Source organism: Shewanella aquimarina (assembly GCF_023349185.1).
GTDB lineage: Bacteria > Pseudomonadota > Gammaproteobacteria > Enterobacterales > Shewanellaceae > Shewanella > Shewanella aquimarina.
The window spans coordinates 41,263-55,478 of sequence record NZ_JAKIKY010000013.1; the positions used below are offsets into that span (position 1 = coordinate 41,263).

At 53.5% G+C, this 14,216-nt stretch carries 16 protein-coding genes and 1 pseudogene; 8 read left to right on the forward strand and 9 right to left on the reverse strand.

The genetic code is table 11. The features are described from left to right. Window positions 1-149: 149 nt before the first annotated feature. The 3 genes from rpmG to radC all read right to left on the reverse strand — a co-directional run bounded on the left by rpmG (window position 150) and on the right by radC (window position 1,367). A complete protein-coding gene (rpmG, locus tag L2731_RS15585; RefSeq protein WP_041508955.1) occupies window positions 150-323 on the reverse strand; it encodes a 50S ribosomal protein L33 in 174 nt (57 codons plus the stop codon). A gap of 6 nt (window positions 324-329) precedes the next feature. Further along, on the reverse strand, window positions 330-566 hold the full coding sequence (gene rpmB / locus L2731_RS15590; protein ID WP_011867275.1) for a 50S ribosomal protein L28: 237 nt from the start codon (window positions 564-566) through the stop codon (window positions 330-332). Window positions 567-689: 123 nt separating this feature from the next. Next, window positions 690-1,367: a RadC family protein gene (gene radC, locus L2731_RS15595; protein ID WP_041508954.1), complete on the reverse strand. Its 678-nt coding sequence runs from the start codon at window positions 1,365-1,367 to the stop codon at window positions 690-692. 135 nt (window positions 1,368-1,502) lie between these two features. On the opposite strand from radC, the gene coaBC reads away from it, so the two are divergent. The 5 genes and pseudogenes from coaBC (at window position 1,503) to folE (ending at window position 4,920) form a co-directional block, all read left to right on the forward strand. Continuing rightward, the gene (coaBC, locus tag L2731_RS15600; RefSeq protein ID WP_415837079.1) at window positions 1,503-2,699 is read left to right on the forward strand and encodes a bifunctional phosphopantothenoylcysteine decarboxylase/phosphopantothenate--cysteine ligase CoaBC; all 1,197 of its coding nucleotides are present in this window, start codon (window positions 1,503-1,505) and stop codon (window positions 2,697-2,699) included. After that, a complete protein-coding gene (gene dut / locus L2731_RS15605) occupies window positions 2,696-3,154 on the forward strand; it encodes a dUTP diphosphatase (protein WP_249254342.1) in 459 nt (152 codons plus the stop codon). The genes coaBC and dut overlap by 4 nt, the downstream gene beginning before the upstream one ends. Window positions 3,155-3,269: 115 nt before the next feature. Beyond that, entirely contained in the window at window positions 3,270-3,863 is a 594-nt protein-coding gene (slmA, locus tag L2731_RS15610; RefSeq protein WP_041508952.1) for a nucleoid occlusion factor SlmA, read from the forward strand. Between the two features lie 22 nt (window positions 3,864-3,885). After that, window positions 3,886-4,050: pseudogene (locus tag L2731_RS15615) on the forward strand (alpha/beta hydrolase family protein); the annotation flags it as partial. A 225-nt stretch (window positions 4,051-4,275) separates the two neighbouring features. Further along, a complete protein-coding gene (folE, locus tag L2731_RS15620; protein ID WP_041508989.1) occupies window positions 4,276-4,920 on the forward strand; it encodes a GTP cyclohydrolase I FolE in 645 nt (214 codons plus the stop codon). Between the two features lie 83 nt (window positions 4,921-5,003). Here the strand turns inward: folE and pyrE are convergent, their stop codons facing one another. Both pyrE and rph read right to left on the reverse strand, forming a co-directional pair. Continuing rightward, window positions 5,004-5,645, reverse strand: a complete 642-nt coding sequence (pyrE, locus tag L2731_RS15625) for an orotate phosphoribosyltransferase (RefSeq protein ID WP_249254352.1) — start codon at window positions 5,643-5,645, stop codon at window positions 5,004-5,006. A gap of 84 nt (window positions 5,646-5,729) precedes the next feature. Beyond that, complete coding sequence (gene rph, locus L2731_RS15630; protein ID WP_033539356.1) at window positions 5,730-6,443, reverse strand: ribonuclease PH; 714 nt, start codon at window positions 6,441-6,443, stop codon at window positions 5,730-5,732. Window positions 6,444-6,624: 181 nt separating this feature from the next. Here rph and L2731_RS15635 point away from each other — a divergent pair, with 181 nt between their 5' ends. Then, a complete protein-coding gene (locus L2731_RS15635) occupies window positions 6,625-7,488 on the forward strand; it encodes a YicC/YloC family endoribonuclease (RefSeq protein WP_249254355.1) in 864 nt (287 codons plus the stop codon). A gap of 312 nt (window positions 7,489-7,800) precedes the next feature. After that, window positions 7,801-8,412: a paraquat-inducible protein A gene (locus L2731_RS15640; RefSeq protein ID WP_249254357.1), complete on the forward strand. Its 612-nt coding sequence runs from the start codon at window positions 7,801-7,803 to the stop codon at window positions 8,410-8,412. 128 nt (window positions 8,413-8,540) lie between these two features. On the opposite strand, the gene L2731_RS15645 is transcribed toward L2731_RS15640, so the two are convergent. From L2731_RS15645 to L2731_RS15660, 4 genes are all read right to left on the reverse strand, one after another. Continuing rightward, window positions 8,541-9,827 carry an acetyl-CoA hydrolase/transferase family protein gene (locus L2731_RS15645; RefSeq protein WP_249254360.1) on the reverse strand — a complete coding sequence of 429 codons (1,287 nt, stop codon included), beginning with the start codon at window positions 9,825-9,827 and terminating at the stop codon, window positions 8,541-8,543. Between the two features lie 178 nt (window positions 9,828-10,005). Beyond that, on the reverse strand, window positions 10,006-11,070 hold the full coding sequence (locus L2731_RS15650; protein ID WP_249254362.1) for a phosphotransferase enzyme family protein: 1,065 nt from the start codon (window positions 11,068-11,070) through the stop codon (window positions 10,006-10,008). After that, window positions 11,063-12,007, reverse strand: coding sequence for an NTP transferase domain-containing protein (locus L2731_RS15655; RefSeq protein WP_249254364.1), 945 nt, complete (start codon window positions 12,005-12,007; stop codon window positions 11,063-11,065). The genes L2731_RS15650 and L2731_RS15655 overlap by 8 nt, the downstream gene beginning before the upstream one ends. 88 nt (window positions 12,008-12,095) lie before the next feature. Continuing rightward, complete coding sequence (locus tag L2731_RS15660) at window positions 12,096-13,304, reverse strand: hypothetical protein (protein ID WP_249254366.1); 1,209 nt, start codon at window positions 13,302-13,304, stop codon at window positions 12,096-12,098. A gap of 245 nt (window positions 13,305-13,549) precedes the next feature. Between L2731_RS15660 and gmk the strand changes: the two genes are divergently transcribed. After that, window positions 13,550-14,173, forward strand: coding sequence for a guanylate kinase (gene gmk / locus L2731_RS15665; protein WP_041508939.1), 624 nt, complete (start codon window positions 13,550-13,552; stop codon window positions 14,171-14,173). The last annotated feature ends 43 nt before the right edge of the window (window positions 14,174-14,216 follow it).

The window sequence follows — 14,216 nt, forward strand, 5'->3', positions numbered from 1 at the left end:
GATCAGTGGCTTAGGTATCAAGTTGGATGGGGAGCCGGGAGCGATTAGTTGGCTAGTCAAAAAAACAGTAAGCAGGCTGACGCGCCGCTAAACGAGAGGCAAAAAAAAGCCCCTGCAATGAGGGGCTTTTCAGAAACATCAACCAAGCATTACTTGATTTTTGATTCCTTGTAGATAACGTGCTGACGGATAACAGGATCAAACTTCTTGATCTCCATCTTTTCAGGCATGTTACGCTTGTTTTTCTCAGTCGTGTAGAAGTGACCTGTTTTAGCGCTAGAAACTAGCTTGATCTTCTCACGGTTACCTTTAGCTTTAGCCATGGTTTATTACACCTTCTCGCCGCGGGCACGAAGTTCTGCAACAACAACTTCGATACCTTTCTTATCGATAATACGCATACCTTTAGTAGATACACGTAGCTGTACGAAACGCTTTTCGTCTTCTAACCAGAAACGGTGGTTCTGTAGGTTAGGTAAAAAACGACGACGAGTCGCGTTCTTAGCGTGCGAACGGTTGTTACCAACCATCGGCTTCTTGCCAGTAACTTGGCATACTCTTGACATGTCAATCTTCTCCAAAAACAATTTAACGCTCGAGCATTAATGTACCTCGAATATGGCCGTCGCCCGAGGCACACAAAGAGGGCGCATTTTATACAGGATCTAAAATCAAAGATCAAGGGATATTCAATCTATCCATCCCCTCTCTGCAAACGAAACTATCTCACGATCGCCCACAACCATATGGTCTAGCAGCGAAACATCTATAGTCGCCAACGCGTATTTCAATCGCTCAGTAATTCGCCTATCAGCATGACTGGGCTCAGCCACCCCGGAAGGATGGTTGTGACACACAATGACAGCTGCGGCTTTTTTCTCAAGCACTAGGCTTACCACTTCTCGTGGATAAACCGAGGCTGAATCTATGGTGCCACGGAACAATTCGACGAACTGAATCACCCTATGCTGACTATCGAGCAATAAGATGGCAAACACTTCGTAGGCACGATCCGCTAATTGTCTCATTAAATAGTCCCGAGTTAAATCAGGATCTGACAAAATCTTTCCTCTTTGTAGATTTTCTTTCGCGATTCGTTTGCTTAACTCGATGGCCGCCTGCAATTGGGCATACTTTACAGGGCCAATTCCCTGAATATCACACAGTTCGCTCAAGGAGGCGCTAAAGAGCGGTCTGAGGCCCCCAAAATGACTTAACATCACTCGGGCCAGCGACACGGCACTTTGCCCCTTGAGGCCGTTTCTCAGCAACACGGCCAGTAGTTCGGCGTCAGAGAGCTGGTCGACGCCACTACGCAAGAGTTTTTCGCGCGGTCCTTCTCCCTGGGGCCAATCTTTTATCGCCATAAACACTCCTTGTCACGGCACTCAGTTCCTACTCAGGCTTTAGAGTATGGTCTAGTTTTTAAAAACTTGTATCCTCAATCCAGAGTCGAGTGTGATATGGTTAGCGGGCAAAATGAAATACTGTTAATGATCACCATGAGTCTAACCAATAAAAAGATACTGCTGGGAATTGGCGGAGGCATTGCCGCCTATAAGTCTGCCGATTTGGTCCGCCGCCTGAAAGAGCGTGGCGCAGACGTTCGCGTCGTCATGAGTCAGGGCGCTCAGGCCTTTATCACCCCAATGACCCTGCAAGCCTTGTCGGGCCATCCGGTTGCCACCGACCTGTTGGATCCGGCCGCCGAAGCGGCGATGGGCCACATCGAGCTCGCCCGCTGGGCAGACTTAGTCTTGATCGCCCCAGCGACCGCTAACCTGATCGCCCGCATCAATGCAGGCATGGCCGATGAGCTCATCACCACCACCTGCCTGGCGACAGAGGCCCCCGTGGTGCTATGCCCGGCGATGAATCAGCAGATGTATAGCAACGCTGCGACTCAAGACAACCTGGATAACCTCAGAAAACGCGGCCTCACCATCTGGGGACCAGCATCGGGCAGTCAGGCCTGCGGCGAGATTGGTCCGGGTCGCATGGAGGAGCCCTTGGTGATCGCCGAGCGCGTCGAACACTTCTTTGCCCCCAAGCTACTTCAGGGGGTGTCGCTACTGCTCACGGCAGGCCCCACCCGCGAGGCGATCGATCCCGTGCGGTACATCTCTAACCACAGCTCAGGCAAGATGGGCTTTGCCCTGGCCAGAGCCGCCGCCGAGATGGGCGCCAAGGTGACCCTGGTCTCTGGCCCGGTCAATCTCGAGACGCCGATGAATGTTAATCGCCTCAATGTCAGCTCGACCCAAGAGATGCTCGACGCCGTGATGCAACAGGTGCATCACAGCGATATCTTTATCGGCTGCGCCGCGGTTTGCGACTATCGCACCATGGATATTGCCGACGAGAAAATCAAGAAATCTGCCACAGAGATGTCACTTGCGCTCATACGCAATCCTGATATCTTAGCCACGGTCGCGGCCTGTGATACACGCCCCTTTACCGTGGGCTTTGCCGCCGAAACCCAAGATGTAGAGCGATACGCCAAGGATAAGTTAACGCGCAAGAAACTGGATATGATTGCCGCCAACGATGTATCGGATCCCGCATTGGGCTTTAACAGCGACGCCAACGCCCTCAAAGTATTCTGGTCGAACGGCCAGTATGAACTCCCCGCGACCGATAAATATACCTTAGCGAAGCAATTACTCACCCTGATCGCACAGCAGATGAAGACAGCATGAAGACGCCCATAGAACTCAAGATCCTCGATTCGCGCATCGGCTCACAGTTCCCCCTGCCCACCTATGCCACCCCTGGCAGCGCAGGCATGGATCTACGTGCCATGATAGAGACCACTATGGTGATTCAGCCGGGCGAAACCCAGCTAATCCCAACAGGGATCGCCGTGCATGTCGCCGACCCCAGCCTGGCCGCCGTCATCCTGCCACGCTCAGGCCTTGGCCACAAACATGGCATAGTGCTAGGTAATCTGGTTGGCCTGATCGACTCCGACTATCAGGGCCCCCTGATGGTCTCTTGCTGGAACCGCAGCAGCGAGCCCTTCACCTTGGAGATAGGAGATCGCCTGGCCCAGCTAGTGTTTGTGCCCGTAGTACAGGCCGAATTTAAGCTGGTCGATGAGTTCGACACCTCAGATCGAGGCGATGGCGGCTTCGGTCACTCAGGTACTCGATAGCCAGATACGCGAGCACCCGGCACTCACAACCTCGACACGCCACACAGAACAATTAGAGAGCCATGGGCAACACCAGCCCATCGGCTCCTGTAGTAATTAAGTAAAGGACACTTAGATGGCTGCAAGCCCTAAAATCAACCGACGCGAACATATTCTTCAATGTCTGGCCACCATGCTGGAAACCAGCCCTGGCCAGCGAATCACTACGGCAAAACTTGCCGCCGAGGTAGGCGTGTCTGAGGCGGCGCTGTATCGCCACTTCCCCAGCAAGGCGAGAATGTTCGAGGGGCTAATCGACTTTATCGAAGAATCACTGTTGTCGCGCATCAACCTCATCATGGATGAAGAGAAAGACACCATGAGACGCTGCCAATTGCTGCTGCAACTCCTGCTGGTGTTTGCCGAGCGCAACCCAGGGATCTCCCGCGTGCTCAACGGCGATGCGCTGCTAGGGGAAAACGAACGACTGCGTAACCGTACCGGGCAGATCTTCTCCAAGGTGGAGACTCATCTGAAACAGATCCTGAGAGAGAAGACACTAAGAGAAGGCAAAGGCTTTGACTTAGACGAGGCCATCCTAGCCAACCTGCTACTGGCGGTAGCCGAAGGCCGCATCGCCCAATTCGTTCGCAGCGACTTCAAAAACAAGCCCACAGAACACTTCGCAGAGCAGTGGCAGTTTATTCAGCAACAATTACTTCAGAGTTAACAACGGGTAAAGGTAACTTACACCAATCGCACAGCTCGAAGCGCTGGAAGAAGGGTTCAAGAAACACAACTACCCTTATCAAAAACTGGTCATGGACGATGAGGGCCATGGCTTCTACAACGATGAGCATAGGGCGAAATACTATCGTCAGATGATGAGCTTCCTCAAAGACAATCTGAAGCTGTAACCCCCTAAAAAAACCCAAAAGCCGATTGTCTCAATCGGCTTTTTTCTTAATCCCCTAGTAATTCTGGGTATAAATTACCCGCAATTCAGGGTATCCTCCCTGACCCGCCGCCCTATGTTTAGTGGCGCCGGACAGGCTATAATGAATATCTTAAAGGTTAATTTGTTAAAAACATTAGTAAATTAACCTGACTGAATAGACCACTATCTGATGGTGGAGGACACGATGGCATTGAGTGAAGCAGCACAGCAGGTGCAAACCGCATTATTAGAGCGTGGTCTCGAGACGCCCATGGTTCCATGCGGACTGAGCAGCGAGGCGCGCAAAGAGAAGATTGAGCACCATATGCGCGAGATCTTAACCTTGATGTCACTGGATCTACGCGACGATAGCCTGGTGGAGACGCCTAAGCGCATCGCCAAGATGTATGTGGATGAGATCTTCTCGGGCCTGGACTATGAAAACTTCCCTAAGATCACCGTCATCGAAAACAAGATGGGCTTCGATGAGATGGTCAAGGTCAACGACATCAGCCTTACCAGCACCTGTGAACACCACCTAGTAACCATAGACGGCGTCGCTACCGTCGCCTACCTGCCGCGCAAGAACATCATAGGCCTATCTAAGATCAACCGTATCGTGCGCTTCTTTGCCCAGCGCCCTCAGGTGCAGGAGCGCCTGACACAACAGGTTTTGGTTGCGCTACAGACACTACTTGAGACCAAAGATGTAGCGGTCAAGATGGATGCTGTGCACTACTGTGTTAAGTCTCGCGGCGTGATGGACTCTACCAGCACCACGACCACCACTGCACTGGGCGGTATCTTCAAGTCTAACCCAGCCACCCGCGCCGAGTTTCTCAGCAATTAATATCTATTGCTTGTAACTTACTTGTCGCAATAAAAAAACGCTGCCTTGGCAGCGTTTTTTTGCTTCTCAACAATTGATACCAATTAGATACCGTATTGGTCGCGATAGGCGCTCACCGCTGCCAACTGCGCTTCCATGCCAGGTTTTTCCGACAGGTAATTGATCAGATCTTCCAGCTTAATGATAGAAACTATGTGACAACCAAAATCACGCTCGACTTCCTGAATCGCCGACAGCTCGCCCTTACCCTTCTCCTGTCTGTCTAGCGCAATCAACACGCCCGCCAGCTCGGCATTGTGGGCCTCGATGATCTCCATCGATTCGCGAATCGCCGTGCCAGCGGTGATCACATCGTCCACCAGCATCACGCGGCCTTTAAGCTCGCTACCCACCAGGCTGCCGCCCTCACCGTGATCTTTCTTCTCCTTACGGTTAAAACAGTAAGGCATATCGATATCATGGTGATCGCACAGGGCCACGGCTGTGGTCGTCGCAATCGGGATACCCTTGTAGGCAGGGCCAAACAGCAGGTCATATTCGATACCCGAATCCACCAGCGCCGCCGCATAGAAGCGACCCAGACGCGCCAGATCGCGCCCAGTATTAAACAGGCCGGCATTAAAGAAGTAAGGGCTAGTGCGGCCTGACTTTAACGTAAATTCGCCGAAACGTAATACCTGACGCTCAAGGGCAAACTCAATAAACTCACGTTGATAGGCTTTCACAATCTCTCCTTTTTAAAATGTAGGGGTACGCTCAATTCGATTTAAAAAAAGGACCCCGTAGGGTCCTGATTAACAAAATAATAATTAACTCAATGCCGCCTTCTGCACATCGACGATCTCACGAATGCCATGCTTGGCCAGATCCAGCAGACTCAGCAGCTCTTCATGGCTGAAGGGTTCGCCCTCGGCGGTGCCCTGGATCTCGATGATCTTACCTGTCTCTGTCATCACCACGTTCATGTCGGTCTCGGCGGCGCTGTCTTCGATATACTCGAGATCGCAGATAGGCTCGCCCTTGTAGATGCCCACGCTAACGGCGGCAATCAAAAACTTAAGGGGGTTGGTCTTAATCAAGCCCTTACCACGGGCCCAGTTCAGCGCATCCACCAAGGCCACACAGGCACCGGTAATCGCCGCGGTGCGGGTGCCACCATCGGCCTGAATCACGTCACAGTCGATGACGATAGTGTTTTCACCCAGTGCCTTCATGTCTACCGCGGCGCGCAGGGCGCGGCCGATAAGACGCTGAATCTCTTGAGTACGACCAGACTGCTTACCACGAGCAGCCTCACGATCCATACGGCTATGAGTCGAACGTGGCAGCATGCCATATTCAGCGGTTACCCAACCCTGGCCCTGGCCTTTAAGGAAACGCGGTACTCCTTCGGTGAAGCTGGCGGTACACAATACCTTGGTCTCGCCAAATTCGATTAATACAGAACCTTCTGCATGGGCTGTGAACTGTCGCGTAATGGTTACCGGACGAGATTGAGCTGGGGTTCTGTCACTTGGGCGCATTGGCATTTCCTGTTTGAAATAGAGATAAGCAGATTTGGCTGCATATTATAGGGGCTTGCGCGCTTCGATGCCATGTTAATCATGACCCAAAGCGTAAAGGGAGGAGAGTTTGCTTTAACCCTGCACCTCATCGGACTATAATCCAAGGTCACTAAATCGATTTAAACTATTGGAATTACCCATGATCCAAAGCATGACAGCCTATGCTCGCATCGAGCACAAAGCACAATGGGGCACCGCCTCCTGGGAGATCCGCTCGGTCAATCAACGTTACCTGGAAACCTACCTGCGACTGCCAGAACAGCTGCGCAGCCTGGAGCCTGTCCTCAGAGACCGTCTGCGTAAACGTTTAAATCGCGGCAAGATCGAGGTCAACCTGCGCTACGATCTTGGCGAAGAAAAGAATAACGAACTGCAACTCAATCAGGCGCTGGCCAGCCAGATCATTCAGGCAGCCAACTGGGTCAAGCAGGAAGCCGGTCAAGGCGAGATCAACATAGTCGACGTGCTGCGTTGGCCGGGCGTGATGTCAGGCAGCGAGCAGGACATGGACGCAATAGGCAAAGAGCTACTGTCCGCCTTCGACAGCGCGGTCGATCAGTTTATCGAGGCCCGTGGCCGCGAAGGCGACGCCATCAAGACCATGCTGGAGACGCGTCTCGAGGCCATCGAGGGCCAGGTCACTATCGTTCGCCAGCACATGCCTACTGTGATGCAGTGGCAGCGCGACAAGCTCACTAATCGTTTAGCCGAGATCCAGGGCGAACTGGATCCCGCTCGTCTAGAGCAGGAGATGGTGCTACTGGCGCAGAAGATGGATGTCGCCGAAGAGATGGACAGACTCGATGCCCACGTCGCCGAGACACGCCGCATCCTCAAAAAAGGCGGCGCCCAGGGCCGACGCCTCGACTTCATGATGCAGGAGTTTAACCGCGAGTCCAACACCCTGGCCTCCAAGTCCATCAGCTCAGAAGTCACCGCCGCCGCGGTAGAGCTAAAAGTCCTTATCGAGCAGATGAGAGAGCAGATCCAGAACGTCGAATAAGCGCTTCAGTCTTACTAAAAGCCTCATTATTGAGGTTTTTTTCATTTCTGAATCAAGCTGGTGAACAGCTCATACCCGAAACTTCGAGCCAAGCTAGTCTCTGAAATCAGAATGTAAGACACGACAGGGCTTACCGCTACGCTTATGCAAAGAGTATTGCTCCCGCAAAGTGCCCAAACTTCAAAGCCGAGGCTAGGCGTGGTAGAAAGTGCTCTCAAATGAGCGGCGACATTCAGCCAGTGTTCACTTCAATCAATGTATAACCAAGTCTCAACGCCAAAACCTAGGCAACACAGCAAAATTGGAGACCCCATGTCACAACGGAGTAAATGGCCTCAATTACTGGTGATTCTTATCGCCCTGGCGCTGCTTATCCCCGGACTCAGCCTGCCTATGCTGAGCCTGGATGGCCAGGCGGACAAATCTAAATTTGCCCAGACCAGCATAGAACTGATGACAGAAGACAGTGAGATGCGCGGACTGCTGGGGTCGGTATCCGCCTTCCTCGGCTTTAACGAGCTTGAAGGTCAGGTGGAGATCTATCGTAAGCAGCGCAGCATACTTGGGACGGTAGAAGACCTGATGCAAAGCGATAATCTGCTGGTCGGCATCTTGATTGCCACCTTCTCGGTGATCATACCCACCTTCAAGCTACTGGCGCAGGCGGTACTGGTTTTCGCTCGGGGCAGCACGGCTACTCTGCTCACTCGCCTTATCGATGCCATCGGCAAATGGAGCATGGCCGATGTATTTGTGGTAGCCATCATAGTCAGCTACCTTGCCGGTAACGCCGAGGATCAGATGGGTGAGCTGATCATAATGCACGCCCAGCTCGAAATCGGCTTCTGGTTTTTCACCGGTTACTGCCTGTTTGCCATCGCTTCCAACATCATGATGAGCAAACCTACAAACACCTCTGCCTAACCCAGCATCTAGCGCACTCTATTTAGAAAAATGAAGTCTGAGCCGAGCGATACTCAAGAGAGCTAACGACATAAAAAAGCCCCCATATTGTTATAACGCAATAGGGGGCTTGATTCGTTATAGGTAGGCTAAACCCTTAACCCCCACATATCGAAGGTCTCCTTGCAGAGCTGCTCCCTAAAATCGGGGTGGGCGATATCGATCAACGCCCGGGCACGCTCACGTAGCGACTTGCCGCGCAGATTAGCCGCGCCATATTCTGTGACTATATAGTGTACATGGGCGCGGGTGGTCACCACACCGGCTCCGGGAGAGAGTACCGAGGCGATACGCGACACCTTACCGCCCGCCGCCGTGCTGGGCAGGGCGATCACCGAGCGGCCACCTTCGGAAAGGCCAGCGCCGCGGATAAAGTCCATCTGGCCACCGACACCTGAATAGATGCGGGTACCGAGGGAATCGGCGCAGATCTGCCCCGAGATATCCACCTGCAACGCCGAGTTAATCGCCATCACATTAGGATTCTTGCGAATGATCGAGGTGTCATTGACCTGTTCGATATCCATGAAAACCACGGAAGGGTTATCGTCCACATAGTCATACAGTCGCTGACTGCCCAGGGCGAAACCTGTGACCAGCTTGCCTGGATGCACCTTCTTGCGACTGTTGTTGATCACCCCCTGCTCGACCAGATTCAACACGCCATCGGAAAACAGCTCAGTATGCACTCCAAGATCTTTGTGGTCCGAGAGGCAGGAGAGCACGGCATCGGGTATGGCGCCTATGCCCATCTGTAGGCAGTCACCGTCGCGCACTAATTTAGCGACGTGCCGACCGATTGCCAGGCTGGTCTCGTCGCTGGCCGCCAGCGGATGTTGCGGCAGCGGCATGCTCTGTTCAAACACGGCGGCAAACTTGTCGTAATGAATGAAGCCATCACCATGGGTGCGGGGCATACAGGGGTTGATGTGAGCGATGATCTTACCCGCCACCTGACAGGCCGCCAGCGTTGCCTCCACCGAGATCCCCAGCGAACAGATACCATGCTTATCCGGTGGCGATACCTGAACGATCGCCGTGTCTATAGGCTGCTCGCCAGAGCGGAACAGCTTAGGTACCTCGGAGAGAAAGATGGGCACATAATCGGCGTCTCCCTGCTGCAGCAGCAGGCGGGTCGGCAAGCCGCCGAAGAAACAGCGATGGCGCAGATGGCCTTTGAGGCGGGGATCGCTAAGGGACTCGGCGCACTCGGTATGCAGTTGCAGCAGGGTCAGGTCTTGCCGGGTCAAGGCATGCTCTGCCAAGGCATCGAGTAAAAGCTTGGGGGTGGCGCCCATGGAGTGGGTCCAAAGGGTCTCGCCGCTCTGGATCAAGGCGACGGCTTCTCGCGCAGTATTACAGATAATGGGTGGCATCTATCTCACCTATAGTCGGAAAACTGAGTGCAGTGTACGAACTAACTTAACGCTTTGATAGCAAACTTATCAATGAGTTCACCTTAAGTTGATCTCGAGCAAGAGAGTGTCTATTCGGCATAAGATAAATACGCCGGTGGCCACAAAAAAGGGGCCGTTCGGCCCCCTTTATCACGCACTATTTTAGATAAGCCTTGAGGCTATCCCCTTGGGTCAACAGACTCTTATAGAGGGTAAACTGGTTGGCCGCACGCTCGAGATTATGATTCTCATGGTGAATATGAAAATAGACATCGCCATTGAGGTGATCTGTTAAGAACCGTACCCCGATCATCAGGCAGATCACCCTGGCGCCCAGCCAAAGACTCTTGCGCTCGACATCGCTCAGCACCTCGCCAAGCTCGCCCAGGTAACCGCGGCAGATGGCGGCAAAGATAGGTTCGCGCACCTCGACCCTGGTGAGATTGGTGGAGTCCTCGGCCTCTGGCGAGGTAAAGGTGCGCACCATGTCACCGAAGTCATACATCAGGTGTCCCTGCATGCAGGTGTCGAGGTCGATTATCGCCATGCTGCTCATGTCGCGCTTATCAAACAGCATGTTATTGATCTTGGTGTCGTTGTGACAGACACGTAGCGGCAGCTTGGTCTCTATTTCGCTAAGTTCACTCAGCAGATCATCCTGGGACAAAGCAAAGTCCACCCAAGCCTGACAGGCTTTAAGACGCCCCAGGCTGTCTTTGATGACGGCCTGCTGCAGCTGGGCGATACGTCCGGGCAGATGATGAAAGTTCGGGATCACATCTTCAAGTTGGCTGGCATCGAGATCGCTTAAAGCGCGAGAGAAATGGCCAAAGGCCTTGGCCGCCGACTCGGCCTGGACCGCATCTTCCACCACCTCAATGCTGTGGCTATAAGACAGATAGGTGATGGCGCGCCAGAAACCCTGCTCGCCCAAATCCAGCGCCAGCTCACCCTGTGAGTCTGTCACCGGCTGCACCACACTCAGGCGATACTCACCGGCCTCGTGTTTCGATTGCAGGTGCTGCGCCACCTTCTGAGCATTGCGCACCAGGGCGTGAGGCTCAGTAAAGACTTCCGTGTTGAGGCGCTGCAGCACAAATTCACCCTCTGGCCAGCGCACGAGAAAAGTATCATTGATATGACCGTTCCCAAGGGGACTCACTTTGGCCGAAGCGGTTACGCCAAAGCGCGGCAGCACCTGCTGCCTTATAAAATCAATCACCCAGTAACTCCATTAATTTTTGTTTTACCCAGTCAATATCTTGCGGATAGGTCACACCTAACCAGGTATCCAAGGTTTGACTCACGAATACCTGTTTAGCATTCGCCTCGGCGCTCAAGGCGGCTTGTACCACGGCGGGAAGGTAACATTCGCTGTTCGGCGCCTGCCCAGGCTGAGCGACAAAATCCGCCAAGGCGTCACCCAGGAGATCGAGAATATCCGGGGTAAATCCCCAACAGGTCATCGAGGCCATCGCCTCGGGCGACAGTTGGCCCTGCCTTCCCAGATGCGAGCCCACCAGATTATCACCTTGCCAGGCAATATTCAGCCATTCTTCGACAGAAATCAGCAGATTATCCTGAGTCACGCAGATGCCGCGATTCACGCCGCCATGATCTGACAATGTCTCTTTGAGGGGATAGGCCACCATCTGCCATTTATCAGGCCGCTGCTGAAAACCTTGGGCCAGCAGTGCAAAGGCCTGATCGCCATAGTAATCGTCGGCATTGATCACCGCCATGGGGCCAGCAACTAGCTTGCGGGCACTCCACAGCGCATGGGCCGTGCCCCAAGGTTTGCGACGGGCGTTTGTCAGCTCGGCAAGCTTATCGCCCTGTACTGTCTCGCGGCAGGATTCAGGCAGGTCTGTCATCTGCTGCACACAGAACTGCAGGGCAAAACCACCAGGTAGATCGGCAAGGCGCGCCTCAAGGCTCGGAATAAGTTCGGAGCGGGTCACTATCACCGCCGCCGAGAAACCCGCCTTGATGGCGCTGGCGATGGAGAGCTGTAACATGGTCTCGCCCTTTGGTCCTAACTCGGCGAGCTGCTTATCGCCACCGAAACGGCTCCCCAGACCGGCCGCCATGATCACTAGAGTCAGGGATGGATTATCATCATCCCCATAGGACACTGCATCAGTTAACTTCATCGACATCTAACCACACGAACCAATGGCTCGTCTTAAAAAAGAAGACAGGGGCGGCCGTGTAACCGCCCATGTCATAAGTCATAGAATAAGAAAATTAGAGATAAGGCCTGAAGGCCGGCTCTTTGGCCAGCGCCGCCTGACTCCCCTTAAGGCTAAACTCGTAGCCACATAAGGTCAGGCTGCCGCGCATGGCGATATCATTGATGATGGCGGGCGTATCCAAAGGAGAGAAACGCGCCTGGGTCGAGGTGTCGGTCAGCAGACTCACCGTCATCGGCCGATAGCTCACGCCATTATTAAAAGTCAGGTTCTTACAGCTGCTATCCCCTTCGGCGCTGGCGAGTGACCATAGCGTCCCTGGTTCTCCCCGCTCACCTAGCCAGCTGAGCATCAATACCTTGCCCTCGAGTTGCACCTTAAAGCCGTCCGGCATCGCCACTTGCTTGATGTTTGTCGCAGGCCCCTGGGCTATCAGCTTCTCGGGCTCTGACTCTGCTGCGATTTGTTCGGTAGCATCATCGCCCCCAAGCCAGAACAGGCTGCCAAGCAACAGCGATAGGCAACCAAAGCCTAACAGGGCGCCGCGAGGATGACCTTTGATGGTCGTTAAGCTTATACCAAACAGCTTAGCCAGCTGCTCCCCGAGCGTATTAACTCCTTGCACCAACCTATCCTGGGGTTGGCTAGCTTGGGACTGGCCATCTTGGGACTGGCTAGCTTGGAAATAATTATCTTTTGGGCCATCACTTCGATAGACCTGCTGCGCATCGAGCTCTGACGCCATGGCAGATGCCTGCTCAAACTCAGGCTCATTGTCCTGCGCCAGCTCCTGCCCTAAAGCGTGTTCTGGAGCATGAGCAAATCCAGACGAGTTCCCCAACAGGGTGGGCTCTACCCGGGCGCGGCGCTGATGACTCGCCATCAAGGGGCCACTGTAGCCCAGGCTATCGAAAGGGGCGGAAGCCTTTGGTTGAGGACGAGAGACGATGAAGCCCACCGCCAAAACACTCAAGATGAGGGCGACCCAGTTCAGCCAGGCCTGGTCGGCAAATACTAGGCTAATAGCTAGCAGCAGTGGCCCAGGGATCACAGTCAATGCCTGCAGACGCTGGTCGGCTATCAGGCGACGGCTGGCGCTGAGCAACGAGACGGCAATGAATGGCAGGGCCAACAGCAACAAGATGCCATGACTGGCAAACAACAAGGAGAAGAGATAGATGAGGCAGAGTGAGGTGCCACTAATGACAAGAAAACGCAGGCTGGAATCCACGCCCTGGCGACAGAAAAAGGTGTTTAACGACATAAAAAATCCCACTTCACGGCTATCTCAGCAGAGAGTCTACTGGATCTCGCCCCGGATGACGCTTAATTTTGGTTAATTTTCTTATCTCGCCTAAGCCAGCTGTGATGATTCGCCCCCCATGCACCTACGCGGCTAACGCCCATGCGGCCACGCGGCTAGGGGCCAAGATTAACTAGCCTAAATTTACCTCAAGCCTGTATAATGTCTGGCTACCTAAAACCATACAGCCTTTGGATAGCAAATACATGACCGCTCGCGGAAACCTCTTTATCATTTCAGCGCCCAGTGGCGCCGGCAAGTCTTCACTTCTTAGCGCCATTTTGCAGGATAAACCCGCCGATATGAAGGTCTCTGTGTCACACACGACACGCCAACCCAGAGTCGGCGAAGTCGACGGCGAGCACTACCATTTCGTCTCGGTCGACGAGTTCAAGGCATTGATCGAAGAGAATGCCTTCTTCGAATGGGCCGAGGTATTCGGTAACTATTATGGCACCTCTAAGGCGGCTATCGAGGTGATGCTGGAAAAGGGCATAGATGTCTTTCTCGACATCGACTGGCAGGGGGCACAGCAAGTTAAAGAGATGATGCCCGAAGCGATTGGCGTATTCATCCTGCCGCCTTCGAAGGCCGAGCTTGAGCGTCGTCTTACGGGACGCGGCCAGGACAGCGCCGAGGTCATTGCCGGACGTATGGCCCAGGCGACGTCGGAGATCTCCCACTACGACGAATACGACTTCATCATAGTGAACGATGATTTCGAACAGGCACAGGTGGATTTAAAGGCAATTATTCGCAGCCAACGCCTCACTCGTGCTAGTCAAATTCATGCTCAAAATGATATGCTTAATGATCTGTTGGCAGACTAACTGTCATCGTGTACAATTTTGCGTCATTTTTTCACCCATAAAC

Coding starts and splice junctions, on each gene's coding strand:
- rpmG (WP_041508955.1), bottom strand. CDS start 323: ATGGCTAAAGCTAAAGGTAACCGTGAGAAGATCAAGCTAGTTTCTAGC.
- rpmB (WP_011867275.1), bottom strand. CDS start 566: ATGTCAAGAGTATGCCAAGTTACTGGCAAGAAGCCGATGGTTGGTAAC.
- radC (WP_041508954.1), bottom strand. CDS start 1,367: ATGGCGATAAAAGATTGGCCCCAGGGAGAAGGACCGCGCGAAAAACTC.
- coaBC (WP_415837079.1), top strand. CDS start 1,503: ATGAGTCTAACCAATAAAAAGATACTGCTGGGAATTGGCGGAGGCATT.
- dut (WP_249254342.1), top strand. CDS start 2,696: ATGAAGACGCCCATAGAACTCAAGATCCTCGATTCGCGCATCGGCTCA.
- slmA (WP_041508952.1), top strand. CDS start 3,270: ATGGCTGCAAGCCCTAAAATCAACCGACGCGAACATATTCTTCAATGT.
- folE (WP_041508989.1), top strand. CDS start 4,276: ATGGCATTGAGTGAAGCAGCACAGCAGGTGCAAACCGCATTATTAGAG.
- rph (WP_033539356.1), bottom strand. CDS start 6,443: ATGCGCCCAAGTGACAGAACCCCAGCTCAATCTCGTCCGGTAACCATT.
- L2731_RS15635 (WP_249254355.1), top strand. CDS start 6,625: ATGATCCAAAGCATGACAGCCTATGCTCGCATCGAGCACAAAGCACAA.
- L2731_RS15640 (WP_249254357.1), top strand. CDS start 7,801: ATGTCACAACGGAGTAAATGGCCTCAATTACTGGTGATTCTTATCGCC.
- L2731_RS15645 (WP_249254360.1), bottom strand. CDS start 9,827: ATGCCACCCATTATCTGTAATACTGCGCGAGAAGCCGTCGCCTTGATC.
- L2731_RS15655 (WP_249254364.1), bottom strand. CDS start 12,007: ATGTCGATGAAGTTAACTGATGCAGTGTCCTATGGGGATGATGATAAT.
- L2731_RS15660 (WP_249254366.1), bottom strand. CDS start 13,304: ATGTCGTTAAACACCTTTTTCTGTCGCCAGGGCGTGGATTCCAGCCTG.
- gmk (WP_041508939.1), top strand. CDS start 13,550: ATGACCGCTCGCGGAAACCTCTTTATCATTTCAGCGCCCAGTGGCGCC.